Raw genomic sequence first — 22,738 nt, 5'->3', positions numbered from 1 at the left:
CAAGAGCAGTCGTAGGGCTAGAAGATTCAAATATCCCGTTATTGCATTTAACCTGCAAGCGCAGTTTGATGAGCTTAGGAAAAAAGGTCGGTACGAGATTATGAAAAAGGCTACCAGGGACCGAGAAATAAATTTCGATGGGTCTATTAACCCTATGCTGGCAGATTTTGGCCAAGGTTCTCAAGCCGCCCAATATTCGGGAAGAAAGGTTGAATCCGATTGGAAATGTCCATTTTTGGCTAAACAGGTGAAAAAATATGCATATGAACATTAAAACCATACCCCCTAAAAGCGGGGCCTCCTTCAAAATCAATAATGGAGAGTATCTAAAGGTAATCTGTCCCGATGGTGAGCAAGTGTCCGACATGGTAGCCTTTAATGCCGATAATATTTCGGAGTATATGTTCAACGGAAAAACATTCGACTATGAGGAAAGTATTTTTTTGACCAAGGGCAATTCTTTGTACAGTAATGAAAGTAATAAAATGTTCGAGATTATCGAGGACACCTGTGGCACGCACGATTATTTACTTGCCCCCTGCTGTAGTCGTACCATGGAACATTTTTATCAAGATTTCAGTGATGGCCCCTCTTGCAGAAAAAACTTACATGTGAATCTTAAGCGATACGATATTTCCAACAATCATATACCCGTGGCGTTCAACATTTTTATGAACGTACCCGTCTCAAAAAATGGAGCTATCAGCGTAGAGCCCCCGTTGGCAAAACCGGGAGATTATATAATCTTGCAGGCGCATATGGATTGCATAGTTGCGCTTACCGCATGTTCGGCGGCCTCTTCCAACAACGGCTCTTTTAAACCGATTCAATTTCAAATAATGTCCAATTTGAAATAACTTAATAAAAAACATAGACCTGATTCCGATTTTGGAATCAGGTCTTTAAATCATTAAGTTTTATAGGCTACCATTTAAAATTAGAAGAGTCCTTTAAAAACGCTTCAATTATTGTACACTAATGTTCTAAATGAAATTCGAGATAAGGATAATTTACCTCTAGGTTTTTATACGAATTGTTTAACCGCACTATAATCTTCCTTCCCCATAATCTTAGGTTGACGGCATTGCCTCTTTCCGCATCAAAAGAATCTACTTTTTGTCCTCCAACCTTTTCTTCCAAATCATATAACTTCTCCAGCATAGTTTTTGCGGTATCGCCCTGACTTGAAGAATCTGACATTTCTTCATATTTGAAAAAGGCAAAATACTTACTGCAGTTATAGTCCTTACAAGAATTATGTGCAAATTCATAGAGTGCATAGTATAGTTCGTAAGGTGTTCTCCAAATTTCCATTTTATCAAAAATTCCTATGGAATAGGAACAAGTTTGCCTTTGACTATCACAAAAGGCTATAAAATTTTCTTTTAAATTTTCTGGAACGTTCAAGGAATCCGTATGGTTCTTAAGTTTCCCAAAAGGTATATGGGACCTCTCCAGCCCGTATAGCTCCAAAGGATTATTATCTTGTGTCATATTTCTTCTTTTTTATAAAATTCAGGATTTTAGGTCATTGGAAGTGACTGAAAAAACCAAACTTTTAGTGCAAATTGCAATAAAAAAAAGGGCACCCAAAGGTGCCCCAAAACTCAGTGGAAATGGTTTTACGATAGTGCGGCCTTGTTTAACCTTGTTTCTGCCAATTTATCCAATTTATTGTCGGCCGCATATTCTTCATCAAGCGTTTCTTGAAGTTTTTTGGCCACATCTTTATGACCTAACTCTTTGGCATATCTAACCGCCGTTCCATAACCTGAAATTTCATAATGTTCAACTCTTTGTGCCTCTGCAATGAGTCCGGCATCCATTACGTTTTCATCCTGTACTTCCTCCATAAAATGCTCTGCTTCCTTGATCAATCCTTCCATGGCCTTACACTTTTCGCCACTTGGAGAAACATTGAACTCCTTGCAAATTTCCTCTATCCTCTTCTTCTGCACCTTTGTTTCCTCCAAGTGATCCTCAAAGGCCTTCTTCAATTTACCATCCGTAGCTTTCTTTGCCATTTTAGGTAAAGCATCCAACAGTTGACTTTCCGCGCTGAACAAATCTTTTAATTGATGTATAAATAATTGCTCCAAATTTTTCATAACAGTGTATTTAAGGGTTAAATTCTTAGTTGAAATTATTCTTATTTCCCACCATTTATTAATTCAAAAAATAGATTAATTATTCTTAATGAAAGAATTTGAAAACTGCAAAGCAGACAAGGGTAAAAAGGATATGTGCAAAGACCAATTGTACAAAAAAAGGTTTCAGTGAAGTTTTTTCCGGCTTACCGTACACATTAAAGAGTAACATCCACCCAATGATACCCAATCCGCCGGCTAAAATTCCCCATGCGATAGCTTTTAATAGATTATTCATTAATGATGCAGTTAGAAACGCAAAATACAGACCAATGGCCATTCCTAAACCAATCGCAATATGAACCAACCAACCATTGATATGATTTATGTTTTTCCTTCTTTTAATTGATTCCTTAGCATTATCGAACAGTAGGTTTAAAAGGTGAGCTTCGTTAAATACGTAATCTGTGTACCATGATAATATATGGCTAAAAATAGTCATGACCATAGTGGCCGAACCAGTGGCCAGAAGAACAATCAATAAATCCATTTGTAAAAGGTTAAGTCATCGAAAAATTAAAAATCTATGACCATTCTCATTAACCTGATTGCGATTATAGTTCGCTCTATTTAAATTTTGCCTACCATCTTTTAGTGTTCACACGTTAATTGCATTATTTTATTGAGCGATAGGGAGTGTCCTAAAATCAAAACATAAGTATTTTAACTAAATAAGATACTTAAACCTGATAGACTTAAGTTGAATCTATAAGTAGTTGATGGTTTTCTAAAAAATAACAAATGACTGAATTATTACAACTCAACATCCCTACCACTTATCGAATTATCCTAAGTGCTGTGGGAATTTATATAATGGTAATCCTGTTTACGAGAATAGCAGGGAAAAGGAGTTTCTCTAAAATGTCAAGTTTTGATTTTGCGATGACCGTGGCCATAGGTTCCGTAATAGCCTCTACCATTCTTTCCCCCTCGGTAAACTTAATTGACGGAATTGTTGGGATGGCAAGTATCTATTGTCTGCAGATTACAATAGCTATTGGCCGAAGGTTGAACTTCATAAAAAGAATCGTGGATAATTCTCCCCTCCTTTTAATGGATGGGAAGAAAATTCTACATGAAAACCTGAAAAAGGCCCGTGTGACGGAAAGCGACCTACGTTCCAAATTAAGAGAGGCCAACGTGGCTTCTACCGAAGAAGTACTTGCGGTTGTTTTCGAAAGTACAGGCGACATAAGCGTACTTCATAAAACTAAGGAAGATACCTATTTAGATGATTGGCTATTGGAAGGTGTCAACAGGTCATAAATTTATTCTTACACTTAAGAAAACAAACTTAACAATGCTTTTAATTTAGGGCACGTACAATTCCTAAGCGGAATTTACCTAGACCTTCGTGGCCATTATATAACTACCTAAAGGGCAATTCCATCAAATAGTTTATTTGCCCAAAATCTCCTCCAATGACCAGACTTTTCCTATTCTTGCCGTACTAACAGGAAGGATATTTTCTTCAGGCTTATCACTTTCCTGCGAAGTAATACTTGGAATGACGTTTTTTAATACATTTTTCATAACGATGATTTATTTGTTTATTAAAGATGTTCCGTTGACTCCCCAACATCATTTCTTAGTGTAGTGAGCTGATTTGTTAGGATGGTAGATACCGCAAAAGGTAAGTCTGCATGTGTTAATGCCATGGCGCACTGATCTGCCGTAAGCCGATCATACTCTACCCCCTTCTTTATAAGATCCCCATTAACTTCTATAACTTCCGGCTTATGATATTCCAGGTCATCTCCTATAGTGGCGTTTATTCCGGCGAATTCTAAACTTGTCTTTAGTTCCATTGAAAATATTTCCCGTGCCCTATATTTTTGATAGGTCAATTCAGCATCCGTTTCATCCGAAAGTTGGTCATGTATCAACTTATATATTTCGATAGACTTATCATTGTATTTTAAAATCAGCCCCAAGTGAAGGGCCAAGTTATCTTGTGATTCCATACCCCAATAATTAATAAAAGCCTAAATTAAGCCCGGTCTGTTAACAGGTGTATCCCAAAAGAAATGAGTTGTAATCCTTTCAGAAAAAAAATGCACAAATTATGCCTCTCAAAATTTAAAAAAAGATTTAATTTTACAAGAATATAAATAGCTCCAAGGATGTACACCCTCACATACGAATCACAGGCAAATCCTGATTTGAAAAATTCGGATATTGAAGAAATTCTTAAAACCGCCAGGGCATTTAATTCCGATAATGGCATTACCGGATGTCTTATTTACTATTTGGGCAAATTCATACAAATTTTGGAAGGGCCCGAAGAAAAGGTGAAAGCGCTTTACTCAAACATTGAAAAAGATAAAAGGCACAAGAAAGTAAACCTTTTTAGTGAGGATACGATTACCGAGAGGAATTTCCCGGATTGGGGGATGGCCTATTACCCTATTGATGAAGACCACATGGGCATTCCGGAATTTGAACAGTTCAAAAGGAACCTTATGCTCTTGGCAGATTTAAGCAAGCCCACGAATGTGACCGCCGTTCTATTCTGGAAACGCATGAAATTTTTATTGGCTATACCGCCTAAAAAATGATATAAATTAAAAAAGCCCCGATGAGCTAATGCATCGGAGCTTTTGTTTAAAGAAGTTTTGGTTTTATACGGGAATTTTTTGGGCAACTTTCCTTCGTTCCCAATTTCTATGATTTGAAATTGCCTTTATAAAACTCTTCGGTTCCGCATTGATAAAGAGGGCTTTATCATCCTTATAATCCTTTATCGCCGACGCATCTAGTAATTCTTCGCCCTCGCCATCAACGGCTATAGCTTTGCAATGCGAAAAGGCCTCATTTAAAAATTTGATGAATTTTGATTGTTCTTTTAATTTACCAATCGATTTTTCCCCTCCGGGAACATAAATAGCATCGAACAATACACTTTCTGTCGTACTTATAGCTGCATCTACCTTATGCTCCATTCCTTCATCACAAGTAACCTTGCCTCCATGCGGTGCAACCAACTTAATTACCGCCTGCTCTTTCTCCAAAGCCTTTTGCATGGCTTCAAAGGACTTCATATGGAATCCATCAGCAACCAATACAGCTATTTGCCGTGTAGCAATGGTATCGAACTTGGTGTTCGATTGGCTCAGAACGGGAGATTTTTCCAGATATATTTTCTTTTCTCCCGGCTGATGATCTTCCACTACTGCGTCTGCTCCTATGGATCGATTCAAAGGCCTTTCAATGTCTTTGGGAACTTTCATTCCTAGATTATCCGCCACTTTATCCGCCAAATCTGTATCAATTTGAGCGATAATGTAAAGCATACGACTTTTAATTTCCTCATGATTGCACTTGCCCAATTCAAAGGAATATGCAGCAATAACATGCTCTTTTTCCCAATCTGCAAGGCTTCTGTAAAATAGTGCCGGCTGCGAAAAATGGTCATTAAAACTTTCACTTCTTCCTCTTATTTTCTTGGCATCAATTCGTTCTTGATAGGACTCAAAACCTCCTTCGGCAACTTTGCTCAAATAAGGGCATCCTCCACTGAGGGCATTTGGGAAGTAGGCTGTTTGACCCTTTGGTATATCCATTTGCATGTGACCGTCACGTTGGTTGACATGCACATCCGTAACAGGTCTATTAATAGGAATCTGGTGAAAATTAGGACTTCCCAAGCGAGAAAGCTGGGTATCCCTATATGAAAAGAGCCTTCCCTGCAGTAGCGGGTCATTGGTAAAATCAATTCCTGGGACGATATTTCCGGGTAAAAAGGCCACTTGTTCTGTTTCCGCAAAGAAGTTCTCAGGATTTTTGTTAAGAACCATGCGCCCAATTATCTCTACAGGCACCATTTCTTCTGGGATCAGTTTAGTAGGGTCCAATAAATCAAAGTCGAATTTATGTTCGTCCTTTTCTGCAACCACCTGTATACCTAATTCCCACTCAGGATAGTTACCGGATTCTATGGCATCCCAGAGGTCCCTTCTATGGAAATCACTGTCCGCACCGCTTATTTTTACCGCCTCGTCCCAAGTAACGGAATGCACGCCCAATTTGGGCTTCCAGTGAAATTTTACGAAATGCGCTTCGCCTTTAGCATTAATCAACCGGAAGGTGTGAATACCAAACCCTTCCATCATTCTATAACTTCTGGGAATACCTCGGTCACTCATGACCCAAATATGATTGTGAAGGGTTTCCGTGGCACGAGAAACAAAATCGTAAAAAGTATCATGTGCAGATGCCGCTTGAGGGATTTCGTTATTGGGTTCAGGTTTTACGGAATGAATTAAATCTGGGAATTTCATGGCATCCTGTATGAAGAAAATGGGCATATTGTTTCCCACTAGGTCCCAAGTTCCCTCCTTGGTATAGAATTTTACCGCAAAACCCCGTACGTCACGGGCCAAATCAGTTGAGCCCTTAGACCCTGCTACCGTGGAAAACCGAACAAAAACCGGTGTTCTTCTGGAAGTATCAGTAAAAATTCCCGCTTTTGAATATTTTTCAATACTTTTTGTCAATTCAAAATAGCCATGTGCCGCACTACCGCGGGCATGCACTATCCTTTCTGGAATTCGTTCATGATCAAAGCTGTGGATTTTTTCGCGCAGGAGAAAATCTTCTAACAACGTAGCCCCTCTTACACCTGCCTTTAGGGAGTTATTGGTATCATTTACTTTTAGACCTTGTCTTGTGGTCAACGGCTTATCGGTATAATCTACAGCGTAGTTTTCCAACTGCTTAATTTTATCCGAACTAGCATTTTTAGATTTATTCTTTTCAGACATAATGTACTTTTCTAGGTTCATTGAATTAGGTTCTGAATAAAGCGTTGTTTATTCACAATGAAATTAGAATGGTACGGGCGGTTGAATTAGCTTGAAAAGATTGGTATTTAACTTGAATGCTCCCTATTTTCAATTATCTGCCAGTACTTGAAAATGTAATTAAAAATAGGTTTGTTTTACACCATTATGCTCTTGAAATTTGAAGCAGATTTGTTAATTGTTTCTGCAAATTAAAATTCTAACCCGTATGGTTGTAGTAATTTTATTTTTCCTAAAGTGAAAAAACGATTGGTACTATGAACCCTTTGAAAAAGACCTTACATGAAAAAAATACTAGATCAACTATTAAACAAAGCGACACCGAAGTTCAATGGTGAACTAAGGACGCAATATTGGTTTATTTCCCTTTTATTGTTTCTACTAGGGTTTCTAATCTTGGGATATTATCTCAATACCTACTTATAATTTAGGATGCATTCATCAAATGGATCCTATTCCTCACGTGTTGCCAGAATTGCAAATCTTTTATGGTTGAAGGCGATGTATTGCTTAAGATGGTCTGCATATCAAGACCTAAGTCCCCTACGGATTGATCGTCCGTAAATTTCTTTCTATCACTGATTAATATTAAACCTATATTATCGAAGATTCTTCTTTTTCTAGGTCCTTTCCAGAGTAATTCTACCTCTTCGTGCCTTTCATCAGCGGTAATTTTTTCAAATAATTCCAAGACCCGTGCCTTTGGACCTTCTAGCAATTGAAAAAAATCGTCCTCATAATGAACGAGACAACCGGTTATTGAATTTATTTTATTGACCCGATCTGCCTCCTTGACCAAATCTGAAACTTCAGCGTCGGATAAATAGAGTTTGGCTTTTGATTTGTAAGACAACTCAAAGACCCATTCCGCACTTTCCAAGGATTCACGGTACTCTTGTGGTGCCAAACCATATTTCTCATAGAATATTTTAGAAAAATAACTGTGACTGTTGATTCCAATTTCATCACAGATATTCGCAATTTTAATATTTGAAGTCTCTAAAAGCTCTTTCCCTTTTTCGAGCCTCATGTTTTTAATACATTCTGCCACACTTTGATTGAATAAAAAATTAAAGGCCTCCTGTAGCTTCTTTTCATAAATACCGCTCTTGAATGCCAATTCTTTAACGGTGTGTGGTTTGTGTATATTACTGGAGATATAGGAGCACAACTTGATTACCCTTTCTAATTCAACATCCCTAATACCTGTTTTTTCTTCCGTAGAAAAAGAATTGTCATGATCATCCAACTGGGCGGCCAAGGTACCATAGGTAGCAGATTCCGTTATCAATTTTCCAGCAAGATCAGTACGCTTATTTTCTATCAGTATTTTAGCATGTCTGCCTATGGGATTTTTTAAGCCCCCAATGAACCTGTATGAGTCGCCATGCTCCATTTTTAGAACTATATCCCTCATTACAGTCCTAATATTACCCTTTAATTTTAGTTTGTTGGAATTGATGTCTTCCCTTAAAAGAACGATCACGGATATTTTTAAACGTACACTAGCGGGTAGTTTTAAAAGATGTTCTTCATGCTCCGCAGTCAAGCTAATGAGATTTCTACCTTCGGATATCGTTTTCAAATTATCCTCTCCATTATAACTGTGCTCGTAACTACCTTCCAGGCAATATATCAGGTATAGTGGGGAGTATTCGTTTTTGGTAAGGGACAAAACCAGCTCATTTGCTAATTCTAGATTATAGGTTCTTACCAAAAGGCCAGGAAAAAGTTCATATAAATTTATATAGCCTTTTCCGTTCTCATTATTTAGAATTAAGGAAGATGCCCCAACCCCTTCTTTAAATGTAGCGCCCAATTCTACGGACAATCTCCTTAAGTGATCCGTAGGGCTCTCTTCATTTACTCTTAACATTTAAATCAAATTAATGATGTAAAATAAACACAAATGTCAAAATTGGAATAACAAAAATCGCTTAAATCTTAACAAATATGCCATAACTGACGGTGCGATTCTAGCCCAAAATGGTGTTTGTATCATTATTTTGCTTTAATTTTCGCAAATCCAACTTCCGTTTGATAGGTTTATACATCCAAGCCATTAAAATCTGGATATTTATTACAACTTTTCTATAAAACGGAAATTTATATTTGTTAAAAGACTTTAAGATCAGACTACCAACTAAATAACATGAAAAGTATAAGCGTGCAATCATTACCTTTAAAACAGGTAATACAAAACCTCTCTAAACAACTGGGAACGCCCTATATAGAACGATGTGAAGAATATATATTAAAATTGCCCCAAGAATTTGGCAAAGGAGAAATTAGAGGCATTAATTTTAATGGTGGACTGGGAATACTTCTTTATGATTGTTTATTCTATGAAGATTTGGAGGTTAAATTTGTTGTAAATGAAATACACCCTTTAAAGTTTCTCTATTGCCTTGAAGGCAAACTATTCCATAGGTTTGAAAACGAAAATACACAACACGAGATTGAACAGTACCAAGAAGCTATAGTAGCGAGTGAAAGAAACAATGGACATGTTTTACGTTTTAAAAAGAATATTAAAACTAAAATCTATAGTTTGGAAATTGCCCGGCAATCGTTTTTAAGAAAAATAGATTGTGATTTAAAAAACATGGGGAGTAATCTTAATAATCTCTTTAATGACGTAAAGGCGATAAATGCATTCTATCATGATGGCTTTTACAGCCTTCAACTAGCAAGTATCTTCAACGAAATGGAAAATTTCAAGGAAGAAAATTTTATTAGGAAGTTGTTTCTCGAAGGAAAAGCATATGAGGTATTGACCAAACAAATACAGCTATACCTAGATGACCAAAAAGGAAAAACCAATACTATTTTGCTTAGACGATCAGAGGTAAAACAGATTGAAATGACCGCCAAACATATAGAACAAAATTTATCAAATTTAAGGTCCATTCAAGAAATAGCGACAGAAGTAGGGCTAAATGTCAACAAACTGCAAGAAGGGTTTAGGTATCTTTTTGGTACAACGGTGAAAGAGTTCATTAAGGAAAAACGGTATTCAAAAATCCAAGAACTTTTGGTAAATACGGACTTGCAAATTTCTGAAATTTCTGATTTGGTAGGTATTTCAAGTAAAAGCTACATCTCTAAAATTTTTAAGGAACGAACAGGAATGACTCCTCAAGAATTTAGAGCAGACTACAGAGATTCCATTTCCCGTAAATTAAAGACTATAAGAAATTAGTTTCCAATGACGAAGAAACAATTTGTCAGTTAAAACCAATGGATAGAAATGTGCCGTTAATAGTTTATATACAACGCAAAACATAGCACACCGGTAAGAAGTGCTAGAATCAATAAGTTGTACGATTTTCTTTTTTGAACAATTTTCTTGAATTTAGACATGATAAATGAGTTTTTTTAAATTCATCTGCGTCTAATCTATTATAGTAAAGTAAAAGATGGTTGTTTAATTGTGAATTCTTTTAACTCTATTTAAATCCCATTTGCTGAAAGATGCCATATAATTTGCTTAAGAAGCAACTGAGGTTTCATTAAAGATTAATTGAGAAAAAACTCCAAGAAAAAGTAACCATTTGAGTAAAATAAAATGGATTATCTATTATTTACTTGTTCAACTTTATACCGAAACCCTTGGGAAGCTTATTATTTAACTCATTGATTTTCTTAAATACCATCTTCTACAAAGTGCCTAAAGGCAGATATAAGGTAAATACCGATCCATGTCCTTCTACAGAGGTAGCGTTTATAATACCATGGTGAGCGTGAACAATCTTCTTTACAATTGCTAATCCTATTCCCGTGCCACCGTATTTTGTTCTATCATGGGTTCTTTGAAAAACCTCGAAAATCTTTGTCTCCATTCCTTTTGGAAAGCCAATACCATTATCCTCAATTTTGATTTTTACGTACCGAGTGCCATTTTTAAGTCCCCCCAAACTATTGGCCTCACCCAACAAATCCTCTGAAGTAATGCTTATGAAGGGAGCTTGACCTTCCTTGGAAAACTTAAGTGAATTTCCTATTAAATTGTCAAAGACTTGTCTTAATTGAAATGGTATCCCCACAATACTGGGTAGTTTTTCTTTTTGAATAGATGCTCCTACATTTTCAATATACTCGGAACGGTCTTCCAAAATAGTATTGATCATACTATCCAAATCTACATTTTCAAGTTTGTAGTCCTCATTATCGGCTTTAGAGAAAGCTAAGAGATCATTGATCAAATTACGCATCCTCTTTGCAGATTCTGTAATTTTATGAAAATATGTCCTTCCTTTTGATGATAGATTATTACCATCATGGTCTAAAATCCTAGAGGTGAACATCTGTATTTTTCGTAAAGGTTCCTGCAAATCATGACTGGATACATAAGCGAATGATTCTAGCTCATCATTGGCTTTTTCTAGTTGTTCAATTGAATTTTTTAAATCTATATTGGCCTTATTGAGCAGACTGGTTCGTTGCTCCACTTGTTTTTCCAATTCCTTGGAAAAGTTGATCAGTTTTTCCTTAGCTAGAAATTCATTGGTCACATCTGTTACGGTTATCATTACCCCAAAGACCGTTCCATCCATTTCTCGTAACGGTAGGTACACATAATTAACGTAGAAGACATTTTCAACACCATTTTTTACGACCACTGCCCTGGAATCATAATCTTTAATGGTCTCACCCGTACTTATTACCTCTTTTAAAATATTGATATATTTTTGACCCTCCAACTCAGGAAAGACCTCAACTAACTTTTTGCCCGCAACTTCTTCCCACGATTTGGCCCAAAAATGCTTCAGCATTTTATGGTTAGCCATTTCAATTACCAAGTCTTGACCCCTGAATATCGCTTTTGCCACCGGAGACTGTAAGACAAGGTTCTTGAATTGATTTTCCTTTTCGTTCAATATTCTTTGTGAGACCACGTAATCGGTAATCTCATTGGCAATCAGCATGACCTCAAAATCCTTCTTGGAGCTCATTTTGGTAGGATGCAGAATAAAATTAAAATAGGCATGAACGATACTTCCCTGTCTTTTAAGAGGTAAATAGAATTCCTTTCCCACCACCGCTTTTCCATTTTTGAAAACATCATCAAACAGCGGTTTTATTCGTTCCTTCAAGTCTGGAAAAACCTCGTAAATTTTTCTTCCTATTAACTCCTCGGAAGGTTTATCTACGATATTTAAAAAAGTGGGATTCGCCATTTCAACCAGAACTGCATCCCCCTTGAACATAGCGATTCCTACCGGTGCATTGCGAACAATATTCTCAAATCTTTCCTTTTCAAATTTTATCTGGAGGTTGGCCGTTCTAAGTTGTTCGGCAGATTTCTCTTGTTCGGTCACATCTTGTAGGGTTCCGTTAAAACGATAGGCTTCCCCTTCACTATCAAACCAAGCACGACCTAACGCCCTTACAATTTTTATTTCATTGTTTTTTTTGTTTTTAATCCTATAGATAATATCATATTTTCCATTGTTATTGCCATCCAAGGCATTCTGAATACCTTTCTCTACGCGTTTACGGTCCGTTGGGAGTATTGCATTTAAAGCAACGGTAAGGTCTATTTCGCTATCTATTGAAATGCCAAACCAATTCTTAAGTCTTTGATTGCCATGAAATTTACCGGTCTTTGGATTATAATCCCAAGTTCCTAATTCGGCAGCATCCACCGCAAACTTTAACAGATCTTCACTTTCCTCTAACCTTTGTAAGCTCAAAACCGCTTGGGTAGTCTCTGTACAGGTGACCAAGACACCGGAAATCTGTTCATCATCTCCCATTAGCGCACTGTAGCTAAATGTCCAATAGACATTTTCCAACCGGCCGTTTCTATGGATTGGTATAAGCTGATTCTCTCTCCAGATAGGCTTTCCGGAGGACATGACCTGCATCAACATAGGTTTTATAGTTTCCCAAATTTCGGGATAGGCCAATTCAGCCCTTTTACCCAAAATTCTGGGATGTTTACCATCTATTCCAAGACTAGGTTTATAGGCGTCATTGTAAAAGCAAAACAAGTCATCTCCCCAGAATATTAATGAAGGGAAAGCCGTTTTGAGCATATTATTCAATGAAACCTTGAAGGCCATTGGCCAAATTTCCGGTATCCCTAATGGATGTTCATTCCAATCCTTATCACAAATGAGCCCACTCATTTCACCTCCATCCCTTAAAAATGATGGGGTCATTCCATCTTTGTTATGCATTCATGAATTGCTTTAGAAAATAATCGAAAGTTTGTTAAACTATGTACCTGTTATTATAGAATCCTACTTAATAAAATTCTAAGATATATTTTAATTCTTTAGGAGAATAGTCCAAAAAAAATTACCATCAATAATCAGGAAAAATAATTTGATATTCTCCGTTGTAACCTACATGTAATCCCATGTACATCGTAAAATGTTATGATTAAGCGACTATTGAAAAATCCATTTAATTTTTTCTACTTAAAACGAGTAGTAGGCAATACAGTTTTATTAAATCTATCTAAAGGATTGTTGAAATCAATAGAATAAGAAATTGAATTCTTAAACCCAACAATGCTATAATCTTTAAAATTCTTTATTATTTCTCCCATTTATGTTTTTCTATAGTACTAAGAGAGAGTAAATCACCTTGCACCTAAAATCTCTTAAACTGCACCAATAAGATTAATACAAGTAGTTAGTAATTCCATAAAAACTTCATAGCTACAAGAATCAAAAAACATCATTCCTACCGGTGACACTACCATTTTGATTCAAATTGTTGAGGAATAGAATCAATTTGTAAAGTTCTTATTGATGCCAAAAGCTATTTTTATTTGTCTCAATTTAACAACCAATTTTTGCCAATTCAGGATTTTTATATCTGCCTGTTATTGACAAGAAAACTCAGACTAATGAAAACTAACTATCAACTCAGACTACTAATGGTCTTGATGTTGGGGCCCTCTTTTATTTGGAGCCAAGACAGCAACACACTTTTCAAACTGCATCCGGCAAATCGTACCGGAATTGAATTCAATAATTTATTGACAGAAAGCGATACCCTCAATATTCTCAACCAGGCCAATATTTATAATGGAGGGGGAATCGGTATGGGCGATTTTAATAATGACGGACTTATTGATGCCTATTTTGCCGGCAACATGGTCTCAAACAAACTCTACCTCAACCAAGGGAATTTTAATTTCAAAGATGTTACTAAAGAGGCACTCGTTGATGGGCAAGGGCATTGGAGTACGGGAATTTCAGTAGTCGATATTAATGCCGATGGCTGGCTAGACATCTATGTCGCGGCTTCATTTAGAAATGACCCCGAACGCAGAACCAACCTCTTGTACATCAATCAAGGAACCAACAAAAAGGGAATTCCCATTTTTGAAGAGTCGGCCAAATCTTATGGATTGGCCGATGATGGATATAGTACACAAGGCTATTTTTTTGACTACGATCAAGATGGTGATCTGGATATGTATCTCGTCACCAATGAAATTTATGATCCTCGCACCCCCATTCGCTATCGGGCGAAATTGACCGACGGTTCTGCAAAAAATACAGATCGCCTTTACCGAAACAACGGAGACCATACGTTTACCAATGTCTCGGAAAATGCCGGAATCACTATAGAAGGATGGGGACATGCCGCTAACATCAGTGATTTTAACGGAGACGGGTGGCCCGATATTTATGTCGCTAACGATTTTGTATCGAACGACCTACTTTATATCAATAATCAAGATGGCACTTTTACCAATCAGTTAGACAACTATTTCAAGCACACGGCATGGAACGCCATGGGTACGGACGTAGTCGATTTCAACAATGACGGTTTTCCCGATGTTATTTCGTTGGAGATGCTTCCTGAGAACAATCTTCGTAAAAAACGAATGCTGAGCGGTAATGAGTATTACAATTACATCAACAACCAACAGTACAGCTACAACCACCAATATGTTCGTAATGTGCTTCAGTTGAGCAGTGGGCCTACCCCTAACGGCCACCCTGTATTTACCGATCAAGCATTTATGTCAAGTATTTACCAAACCGATTGGAGCTGGTGCCCGCTTGCTGCGGATTTTGATAATGACGGTTATAAAGACCTCATCATTACCAATGGTTTGCCTAAAGATGTTACTGATCTTGATTACATAGCATATGAAAGTGGGCAAACAGCAGGGGCACAGAGTTACACTCTTGAAATGACCGACCGCTTACCCGTAGTTAAATTGGCTAATTACTCCTTTAAAAATATTGATGGTTCCAGATTTGAAAATACTTCTAAAAAATGGGGGCTAGACCAAAAGTCATTTTCTAACGGCGGGGTCTATGCCGACCTTGACAATGATGGTGATCTTGACGTTTTAGTAAACAATATAAATGACACCGCATTAGTCTATGAAAATACCCTGAACGTTTCAGACGGGCATGTATCGGTATCCATTAAAGGCCCAGCCAACAATCCTGATGGTTATGGGGCATCCATAAAGGTATACTCCAACGGTAAAATGCAATATTTTGAGCATTACCCCATCAGAGGTTACCTTTCCACCAATGATTCCAGAATTCATCTAGGTATCGGCGGTGCGACCCAGGTTGATTCTTTGCGGATACGTTGGCCCGATGGAAAATCGCAAGTTTTAAGTAACCTCGTTGAAAACCAGATTTCAGTTAATTATTCGAATGCGACATCCACTAAAGAAAGTAAGCCTTCTTTTAACAACTCCATTTTCTCCGACGCTTCTTCCCAACATCAATTGGTTTACACCCCAAAAGAAACAGACTTTTCAGACTTCAATATTCAGCCAACCATTCCGCATAAATTAAGTCAATATGGGCCGGGCATTGCCGTGGGCGATATTGATGGTAATGGTCATGAAGACCTATATATTGGTGGCTCTTCCGATAACCCAGGAGTGTTCTTTATGCAAAATAGTAACGGTACATTTTTAAAAGATGTCAATCGTTTCTCGCAAAAAGAAGACATTCTTTATGAAGATATGGGCGTACTTTTTTTCGACGCTGACAACGACAACGACCTAGACCTTTACCTAGTTAGTGGCAGCTATGAAATACCTGCAAGGCACGAAATCAGCAATGACCGCTTTTTTCTTAATGATGGTAAAGGTTACTTTACACGGGCCAACAACCTTCCTAAAGATTTCACCAATGGGTCTTGTGTAAAAGCCGCAGATTTTGATGGGGATGGCGACCTTGACCTTTTTGTAGGTGGTAGAGTAGTTTCAGCAGCCTATCCGCAGGCACCGGAAAGCTTTTTATTCCGTAACGACAACGGTCAATTTATTGATGTTACCGAGACTTATAGCCCTAAATTGAAACGCATCGGAATGGTTACGGATGCTCTTTGGAGCGATTTTGATATGGATGGAAAACCAGACCTTATCTTGGCCGGTGAGTGGATGCCCATTACCTTTTTCAAAAACACAGGAGACTCGCTGGTCGAAATAAAAACGGACATCGAAGACCGCAAAGGCTGGTGGAACAGCTTAGTGGCCGGCGATTTTGATAATGACGGTGACATGGATTATGTAGCCGGAAACTTAGGGCTCAACACAAATTACGAAGCTACCCAAAAAGAACCGATGACCATCATTGCCAAAGACATGGATAAAAATGGATCTTTTGATGGAACCGTTTTTTGCTATATGATGGGCAACGATGGAATACGCAAACCTTATCCGATACCATCACGTGACGATTTGGTAGGCCAGGTAGTCAGCATGAGAAAAAAATTTCCTACCTATACCTCATACGGTATGGCCGACATGGATCAACTTTGGACGGAAGCCCAAAAAGAAGGAGCCATCATTTTAGAGGCCAACGAAATGAGAACCTCCTTTATTGAAAACAAGGGCAATGGTCAATTCGCCATGTCTCCCTTGCCCAATGAAGCACAAGCGGCCCCAATTTATGGTATGATGGCCGAAGATATCAATGAAGATGGTTATTTAGATATACTTGTGGTCGGCAACGATTACGGAATGGATCCCTACAGCGGTCGCCACGATGCCTTTAATGGGCTTTGCTTATTGGGTTCTAAAAATTCAGGATTTCAACCCATGCAGTTACAAAACTCCGGATTTTATGTAAAGGGTGATGCCAAAGGGTTGGCCAGGGTACACATAGCCGACCAGAAAGACCTTTATATTGCCACCCAAAACCAAGATGAACTTATTGTACTGCAAAAAAATTCAAATAAAACCAAGAAGTGGGTACATATTCAACCCGGCGATTTTTCTGCCGATATTTGGTTTAAAGATGGCCGTCGCAGAAGGGTAGAATTTCAGTATGGCTCTAGCTACCTTTCGCAGTCTTCAAGAACGCTTCCTTTAGAAGAAGGTGCTATCAAAATTACCATCACCAATTTTAAAGGAGAAAAAAGAGGGGCTCTATAGTCGGAATTCCTACTAACCCAATTTTAAAGAACTAGTTTCACCGCTTAGGCGGTATTAAACCAAAACCCCACAAATGAAAAGATTAAGTTTATTGGCAATTTTAATGATGCTGACCGTTTCTTCTAAACCTCCGGTCAATTACAAGAAACTTTCTGCCAGTGAAGAAGCCGATTATTTGCATCGGGCCGTTAAGCAGGTTACTGATGTAATGGTGTACGATATATATTCGCCCCCCGTGACCAGCAGAACGTATGCTTATGTTTCAGTAGCTGCCTACGAAACCCTTATTCAGGGTAATAAAAAATATGTATCAATGGCCGGCCAGCTTCATGGTCTTGAAGCCTTCCCTTCTTTGGATAAGGATAAAAAATATGACCTGACCTTAGCAGCCGTTCACGCCGTTCTTACCACAGGTAAGGCCTTTGTTATTTCCGAAGAACGTATAGATACTTTTGAAAAGGAATTGTTAGCTGAAATCAAAGAAAATGGTATTCCGAAGAAAATATTCGACAATTCAATTGCCTACGGAGACATGGTTGCAAAACACGTTCTTCAATGGTCCGCAAAAGATAAATATTCCCAGATTAGGTCAATGCCCGATTATAGTGTCAAAAGTGGCGAAGGCTACTGGAAACCTACGCCTCCAGCTTACATGAAGGCCATTGAACCCAACTGGAACAAACTTAGAACCTTTATGATCGACTCTGCAGAGCAATTTAAGCCTGTAGCTCCCCCAGCCTTTTCACGCGACAGTACCAGTTTGTTTTACAAAGATGTCATTGATGTTTATGAGCAAGTGAAAAACAATACGCCCGAAGAGAATGAGATTGCTAATTTTTGGGACTGTAACCCTTTCAAAATGAACGTGAGAGGGCATGTTATGTTCGCTACCAAAAAGATATCGCCTAACGGACATTGGATGAACATCACCTCTTTGGTCTGCAAAAAAGCCAAAGCCTCTGCCATAGAATCAGCGGAAGCCTATGCTTCATTGGCGGTCACCCTAGCCGATTGCTTCATCAGTTGTTGGGATGAAAAATACCGCAGTTCGGTCATCAGGCCAGAAACTTATATCAATCAATATATCGACCCGAACTGGTTACCGGTTCTCCAAACCCCTCCATTTCCTGAATATACTAGCGGTCACAGTGTAGTGTCTTCTGGAGCGGCTATTATTTTGACCAAACTTTTCGGGGAGAATTTTGAATTTGCAGATTCTACAGAAGAAGAGTTCGGCCTGCCTACTCGCCATTTTAAATCGTTTAGGGATGCCGCTAACGAGGCGGCCATCAGCCGTTTTTATGGCGGAATCCATTACATGCCAGCTATCGCCAACGGTCAAGATGAAGGTTTTGCGATTGGCGAGTATTACGCTACTAAACTTAAGACGAGAAGATAAGTTCAATTGCCGTTAAAACCAATCGCTTGATCAAACCTACCGGATAAGTTGATAACTGCATCGAATTGGATATGGAGTGAGCAAGACAGTATTAAACGTTGGGAAAGAACAGGGTGCTTTGTGGATAAAAATGGATTAAGGATTTTCGGTCATATTTGTCATAATAAAAATGGTGGGGCATGCCCCACCATTTTTATCTCTATTGACACTGCCCTTTCTATTTTTGTTTTTCTAGAAATGATATTAAAGAAGCCAATTCTTCATAACTTAAGGCATTGGCGAGTCCGGTGGGCATCATGGAATTTTCCAATTCCTTTCGACTTGTAATCTCCGTCTTTTTTAACTGGGTGGCAATACCCGCTATATTGGTCAAGGTAAGGTCATCAGCGGATTCTTGGGTTACAAAACCTATGTACATTTTTCCTTCTTTGGTCTTAACCTGCACGGTAGCAAAACCTTGGGAGATAGAAGCATTGGGCTTTAATATGGACTCCGTAATCTGTTCCCGGTTCATAATCGAACCTATTTGCCCCATAAACGGCCCCTTCATTACCTCACTGGTTTTTAGGCTGTGACAAGTGTTGCACGCTTGTGAACGAAACAGTTCCGATCCCTTTTCCGGGTCTCCGGGAATTTGCTTCATTGCGATCATAACATCTTCAATGGAAGCTTCCCCCACTTGGCCCTTCTTATTTTTTATTTTTTCCAAATCGGCTACCGGTTGTGGCTCCTCCGCCTGTACGGAAGTATCCACCACCCCAAAATCCTCTATATCCAAACGGTATTTTGTATTTAAAAGTGCGTAAAGCTCCTTATCGTCCGCTTGTGTCGCCATCCATTCTTCCTTTAAAAAATCTTGGATTCTTTCGGTTTCTGCCCATGGTTGGGTTTTGTAGTACGGACCTCTGGTATCCGGTCTGGTACCCCACCACCAAGAAGTATCATAGGGGGCCTCCTTATAGTAAATCCTGGCCAAGGAATGCAACAATTTTTCCTTCTTACCAGCATCGGAACTACGTTTATAAGCCTCCATCAGGGCCGTAACCACCTTGGGCTGGTGCATATACCTCATGGCCCATAAGGCTAGTTCTTCATTAGGACTGCCAAGAGCTTTGATACATTCATCCACCGCTTTCAACTGCACCAAGGCCTTTACCGCCAAATGTGGTAGAATCATTTCTGAATTTGGAGTAGCATGAGGCCCCTCCGCACCAAATTTGGGCGCTTTAAAGGAACTGGGTACATTAACTGCCAGCAAGTGCTCCGCTGCTTCCTTTTTCCCCAATCTTCCCAAACCTATTACGGCGGCCGCTTTTACACGATCGCTTCCTTCTTTTAAACCTTTTACAAAGGGCGCTACCGAAACTTGCTCCGCATAGGGCTTTCTGTCGGCCAAGGCGCGTAGGGCAAACTCCTGAACGGATGCATCATTGGTAAGTTTCTCCAATGCCGGGATCGCTTCGCCCCCCTTCAACTGGGCATATGTAAAAATGGCTGCCACCCTTGTTTCCAAACTCTGGCCCTGATCCTTGGCCATATCCAACAAATCGCTAGCTCCATCACCTCTTTTAAGGAGTTCCAACTGTGCACTTTGACGAACTTTGGCGCTTCCGGACTCTAAAAGATCCACTACACTGCCGGTCCAATAATACTTACTGATATCCGGAAAGGGTTCCGATTTTAACCCTTCGGGTACCAAGCGAACAATAAAACCTTTGTCCGGACTCCCGGAATAACCTGCCCCGTCCCAAGCGGAGAGGTACATTTTCCCCGAAGCATCGATATCCACATCCGTAATTTGGGGCAGCTTTAAAAACTTTTCTTCCTGTTGCGTAAAACTGGCACCGTCTTTCGTTACCCTATGTACAAACAGGTGGTTCCTACCCCAGTCCCCCATTAAAGGGACCTTGTTATAAGCGGTAGGCCATCGATCATCATCCAAATAAAGGGCGCCAACGCCGGATCCTCCACCAACATCCACAAGGGCCGGTAAAATTTCTTCGGTAAAATTTTTAAAGAGAACGGGATAGCCATATTCACCACTTTGTATCTGATGGATAAACCTTATGTTCCACCCACCACCATCATTAGTATTCCCCCGGGTATAGATATTCATAAAAGGATCGATGGCCACATCGTAAATGTTACGAAGACCATGGGTGTACATTTCCATTTCCGTGCCATCTGGGCGTACTCTTAGCACGCCGCCACCCAAGCTGGTAAGCTGTCTGCCATCCGTTCCCGTAGCGTTGTAAAAACCAAAATCGCCAACAGCTATATAGATCCAACCATCAATACCCATTTGAATGCCATTGGTTGCGTGGTCCGTACCTCTTTCTCTTAAATATTTTGGATTACTAAGATTCTTGATTAGCACTTTGGCAGGCCCATCAGCAATACCATCATTATCCGTATCATTAAATACGATCAAATCCATATTCTCGGCCTTACCGGTGGTTTCCGAAAAACGGGTGTGGAGCACAAAAACCTGTTCGCCTACGGGCAAGACACCCCTAGGGTTATCTACCTGGGCAAATTCCGTAACGGCATCCATGATCCCATCATTGTTACAATCTACCAGCCTTTTAATATAGCCCTTGCCTTTTTCCTTTCCCAAAGAACCCATCATATCCACTCCCACAAAGACCTCTCCGGTAGCCGATACGGCCATACTGGCCGGGCTTGGGGTAATATCCGGACCCGCAAAGGCCCTTATTTCCAATCCTTCCGGAACATTCAAGGAAGTTAACAAAGAGTCGGTTGGGTAAATGGGAACCTCGCTGCTGGCAGTACAATCTTCCTTTGGATCTTGACAGCCAACAACGGCCAAAGATGCCATTAAAATTGCATATCTATTTCGATTTTGAAAATATGTTTTGGCAACAAATTGTAGTTTCTTGAGCATTAAGATTGGTTGTTTTGGTAATGGAATATATTGGATTCGATATCTTTTTAATAATCGTTCCAATGAAAATATTCCTAGCTGGCGTTAAAAAAATAATTTCGTGAAGGTATCAAAAATACTATTTTACGCGGAAGTATTTAATAATTCGCCATTAAACATATACCCATAACTGAAAACCAAAGCAATAAAGTCTATACTAACTTATTTTCATCACCTATTAATCCATTATGAGGAACAAACCAGCCATAAAATTATCCTTATCGAGAAGGATTAAACAATCAAGCTTGTTCACATCCATCATAAAACTATTGCTTAGAAAGGTTATAAGGTTTAATCTTATTTAACCCAATCAAGGCTATTCCTTAATAAAGTTTGATACGCCTGTAAATCGTGGGCTCTTTCATCATGCCCCAACGTATTGCCCACAATTTTCGCCTTTGGATGTTTCACTACCCAAACCACAGGAAATTCTTCACCCGACTCTAAACCTCTACCAATGGCCAAGACCTCGACATCAGTTCCGGCAGGATCTTTTTCCCAACGATAAAGTTCATCTACAATTCTAAAAGTAGCTGGAACGTCTTTCATAATAGGATGTTCCGGTTTGGTAACGATCACCTCAAACTCTTGCAGTTCTTCGTGTGAGCGTGATCCACCACCTACCAACTCTTTATTGTATTTGGGCCAATCTTCCCAATTGTACCATGTGCTCGGGTGGTAAATAAGCATATCAAGCTTACCATTTTCTACATTGGAAAAAATGGATTCCTTAACCTCCGCACTTAACGGTTTATTGTTGGTCAACATAAGCACGTCAACAACTGGAACCAAAGAAGCTATTTCTTCCATTTCTTCTGAATAGACCACCGTATTGCTACCATTGTCACTCAAGATTTTTCCATCAGCTTTTCCGAAGAACTTTAAAAAATCATGGGATCCGCCTCCTCCGGTAATAGCAATTTTACTGGCCTTCTTATTATTGGCTATGTAATGCCCCTTTGCAGCATCAGTAGCATATTCTTTTGGCAGTTCTTGCGTCTTACAACCGACGGCCATCGTCAATGTAGCAAGACCTAATAGTATGTTTCTCATTTTCTGTTTTATTTC

At 39.0% G+C, this 22,738-nt stretch carries 17 protein-coding genes; 7 read left to right on the top strand and 10 right to left on the bottom strand.

What is annotated here, in order from left to right:
* A partial coding sequence (locus tag BIZ36_RS15325; RefSeq protein ID WP_187458766.1) for a YqcI/YcgG family protein occupies positions 1-274 on the top strand: 274 nt, incomplete at its 5' end.
* On the top strand, positions 264-857 hold the full coding sequence (locus BIZ36_RS15320) for a DUF1989 domain-containing protein (RefSeq protein ID WP_187458765.1): 594 nt from the start codon (positions 264-266) through the stop codon (positions 855-857). The genes BIZ36_RS15325 and BIZ36_RS15320, both read left to right, overlap by 11 nt.
* 118 nt (positions 858-975) lie before the next feature.
* Here BIZ36_RS15320 and BIZ36_RS15315 read toward each other — a convergent pair whose 3' ends face one another.
* The 3 genes from BIZ36_RS15315 to BIZ36_RS15305 form a co-directional block, all read right to left on the bottom strand.
* Positions 976-1,494: a hypothetical protein gene (locus BIZ36_RS15315; protein ID WP_187458764.1), complete on the bottom strand. Its 519-nt coding sequence runs from the start codon at positions 1,492-1,494 to the stop codon at positions 976-978.
* A gap of 128 nt (positions 1,495-1,622) precedes the next feature.
* Complete coding sequence (locus tag BIZ36_RS15310; RefSeq protein ID WP_187458763.1) at positions 1,623-2,108, bottom strand: YciE/YciF ferroxidase family protein; 486 nt, start codon at positions 2,106-2,108, stop codon at positions 1,623-1,625.
* A gap of 85 nt (positions 2,109-2,193) precedes the next feature.
* A complete protein-coding gene (locus BIZ36_RS15305) occupies positions 2,194-2,637 on the bottom strand; it encodes a hypothetical protein (protein ID WP_187458762.1) in 444 nt (147 codons plus the stop codon).
* A 251-nt stretch (positions 2,638-2,888) separates the two neighbouring features.
* On the opposite strand from BIZ36_RS15305, the gene BIZ36_RS15300 reads away from it, so the two are divergent.
* Positions 2,889-3,413, top strand: a complete 525-nt coding sequence (locus BIZ36_RS15300; protein WP_187458761.1) for a DUF421 domain-containing protein — start codon at positions 2,889-2,891, stop codon at positions 3,411-3,413.
* Positions 3,414-3,545: 132 nt separating this feature from the next.
* Here BIZ36_RS15300 and BIZ36_RS21175 read toward each other — a convergent pair whose 3' ends face one another.
* Together BIZ36_RS21175 and BIZ36_RS15295 are read right to left on the bottom strand one after the other, a co-directional pair.
* Entirely contained in the window at positions 3,546-3,680 is a 135-nt protein-coding gene (locus tag BIZ36_RS21175) for a hypothetical protein (protein ID WP_286174839.1), read from the bottom strand.
* A gap of 20 nt (positions 3,681-3,700) precedes the next feature.
* A complete protein-coding gene (locus BIZ36_RS15295; protein WP_187458760.1) occupies positions 3,701-4,111 on the bottom strand; it encodes a hypothetical protein in 411 nt (136 codons plus the stop codon).
* A 159-nt stretch (positions 4,112-4,270) separates the two neighbouring features.
* Here BIZ36_RS15295 and BIZ36_RS15290 point away from each other — a divergent pair, with 159 nt between their 5' ends.
* Positions 4,271-4,705 carry a BLUF domain-containing protein gene (locus tag BIZ36_RS15290; protein ID WP_187458759.1) on the top strand — a complete coding sequence of 145 codons (435 nt, stop codon included), beginning with the start codon at positions 4,271-4,273 and terminating at the stop codon, positions 4,703-4,705.
* A gap of 63 nt (positions 4,706-4,768) precedes the next feature.
* Here the strand turns inward: BIZ36_RS15290 and BIZ36_RS15285 are convergent, their stop codons facing one another.
* Both BIZ36_RS15285 and BIZ36_RS15280 read right to left on the bottom strand, forming a co-directional pair.
* Positions 4,769-6,931 carry a catalase gene (locus BIZ36_RS15285; RefSeq protein WP_286174836.1) on the bottom strand — a complete coding sequence of 721 codons (2,163 nt, stop codon included), beginning with the start codon at positions 6,929-6,931 and terminating at the stop codon, positions 4,769-4,771.
* A 445-nt stretch (positions 6,932-7,376) separates the two neighbouring features.
* Positions 7,377-8,825, bottom strand: a complete 1,449-nt coding sequence (locus BIZ36_RS15280; protein ID WP_187458758.1) for a BLUF domain-containing protein — start codon at positions 8,823-8,825, stop codon at positions 7,377-7,379.
* Positions 8,826-9,101: 276 nt separating this feature from the next.
* On the opposite strand from BIZ36_RS15280, the gene BIZ36_RS15275 reads away from it, so the two are divergent.
* Positions 9,102-10,151, top strand: a complete 1,050-nt coding sequence (locus BIZ36_RS15275; RefSeq protein WP_187458757.1) for a helix-turn-helix domain-containing protein — start codon at positions 9,102-9,104, stop codon at positions 10,149-10,151.
* Positions 10,152-10,608: 457 nt separating this feature from the next.
* Here the strand turns inward: BIZ36_RS15275 and BIZ36_RS15270 are convergent, their stop codons facing one another.
* Positions 10,609-13,134 (bottom strand): PAS domain-containing protein, encoded by a 2,526-nt coding sequence (locus BIZ36_RS15270; RefSeq protein ID WP_187458756.1) that lies wholly within the window; start codon positions 13,132-13,134, stop codon positions 10,609-10,611.
* A 677-nt stretch (positions 13,135-13,811) separates the two neighbouring features.
* Between BIZ36_RS15270 and BIZ36_RS15265 the strand changes: the two genes are divergently transcribed.
* Together BIZ36_RS15265 and BIZ36_RS15260 are read left to right on the top strand one after the other, a co-directional pair.
* Positions 13,812-17,327: a VCBS repeat-containing protein gene (locus tag BIZ36_RS15265; RefSeq protein WP_187458755.1), complete on the top strand. Its 3,516-nt coding sequence runs from the start codon at positions 13,812-13,814 to the stop codon at positions 17,325-17,327.
* A 73-nt stretch (positions 17,328-17,400) separates the two neighbouring features.
* Entirely contained in the window at positions 17,401-18,726 is a 1,326-nt protein-coding gene (locus BIZ36_RS15260; protein ID WP_187458754.1) for a vanadium-dependent haloperoxidase, read from the top strand.
* A gap of 217 nt (positions 18,727-18,943) precedes the next feature.
* Here the strand turns inward: BIZ36_RS15260 and BIZ36_RS15255 are convergent, their stop codons facing one another.
* Together BIZ36_RS15255 and BIZ36_RS15250 are read right to left on the bottom strand one after the other, a co-directional pair.
* Complete coding sequence (locus tag BIZ36_RS15255) at positions 18,944-21,631, bottom strand: PQQ-dependent sugar dehydrogenase (RefSeq protein WP_286174833.1); 2,688 nt, start codon at positions 21,629-21,631, stop codon at positions 18,944-18,946.
* Positions 21,632-21,967: 336 nt separating this feature from the next.
* Positions 21,968-22,723 carry a ThuA domain-containing protein gene (locus BIZ36_RS15250; protein WP_187458753.1) on the bottom strand — a complete coding sequence of 252 codons (756 nt, stop codon included), beginning with the start codon at positions 22,721-22,723 and terminating at the stop codon, positions 21,968-21,970.
* Between the last annotated feature and the right edge of the window lie 15 nt (positions 22,724-22,738).

It is taken from the genome of Cytophaga sp. FL35 (genome assembly GCF_014349235.1).
Classification (GTDB): Bacteria; Bacteroidota; Bacteroidia; order Flavobacteriales; family Flavobacteriaceae; genus Euzebyella.
Note: the sequence above shows the minus strand (reverse complement) of the source record. Positions and strands in the feature narration are given on the sequence as shown.

Excerpts from the sequence above, each read along its gene's own strand:
- BIZ36_RS15255 (WP_286174833.1), bottom strand. The coding sequence starts at position 21,631 with ATGCTCAAGAAACTACAATTTGTTGCCAAAACATATTTTCAAAATCGA.
- BIZ36_RS15285 (WP_286174836.1), bottom strand. The coding sequence starts at position 6,931 with ATGAACCTAGAAAAGTACATTATGTCTGAAAAGAATAAATCTAAAAAT.
- BIZ36_RS15265 (WP_187458755.1), top strand. The coding sequence starts at position 13,812 with ATGAAAACTAACTATCAACTCAGACTACTAATGGTCTTGATGTTGGGG.
- BIZ36_RS15250 (WP_187458753.1), bottom strand. The coding sequence starts at position 22,723 with ATGAGAAACATACTATTAGGTCTTGCTACATTGACGATGGCCGTCGGT.
- BIZ36_RS15275 (WP_187458757.1), top strand. The coding sequence starts at position 9,102 with ATGAAAAGTATAAGCGTGCAATCATTACCTTTAAAACAGGTAATACAA.
- BIZ36_RS15320 (WP_187458765.1), top strand. The coding sequence starts at position 264 with ATGAACATTAAAACCATACCCCCTAAAAGCGGGGCCTCCTTCAAAATC.
- BIZ36_RS15280 (WP_187458758.1), bottom strand. The coding sequence starts at position 8,825 with ATGTTAAGAGTAAATGAAGAGAGCCCTACGGATCACTTAAGGAGATTG.
- BIZ36_RS15310 (WP_187458763.1), bottom strand. The coding sequence starts at position 2,108 with ATGAAAAATTTGGAGCAATTATTTATACATCAATTAAAAGATTTGTTC.
- BIZ36_RS15295 (WP_187458760.1), bottom strand. The coding sequence starts at position 4,111 with ATGGAATCACAAGATAACTTGGCCCTTCACTTGGGGCTGATTTTAAAA.
- BIZ36_RS15260 (WP_187458754.1), top strand. The coding sequence starts at position 17,401 with ATGAAAAGATTAAGTTTATTGGCAATTTTAATGATGCTGACCGTTTCT.
- BIZ36_RS15270 (WP_187458756.1), bottom strand. The coding sequence starts at position 13,134 with ATGCATAACAAAGATGGAATGACCCCATCATTTTTAAGGGATGGAGGT.
- BIZ36_RS21175 (WP_286174839.1), bottom strand. The coding sequence starts at position 3,680 with ATGAAAAATGTATTAAAAAACGTCATTCCAAGTATTACTTCGCAGGAA.
- BIZ36_RS15315 (WP_187458764.1), bottom strand. The coding sequence starts at position 1,494 with ATGACACAAGATAATAATCCTTTGGAGCTATACGGGCTGGAGAGGTCC.
- BIZ36_RS15300 (WP_187458761.1), top strand. The coding sequence starts at position 2,889 with ATGACTGAATTATTACAACTCAACATCCCTACCACTTATCGAATTATC.
- BIZ36_RS15305 (WP_187458762.1), bottom strand. The coding sequence starts at position 2,637 with ATGGATTTATTGATTGTTCTTCTGGCCACTGGTTCGGCCACTATGGTC.
- BIZ36_RS15290 (WP_187458759.1), top strand. The coding sequence starts at position 4,271 with ATGTACACCCTCACATACGAATCACAGGCAAATCCTGATTTGAAAAAT.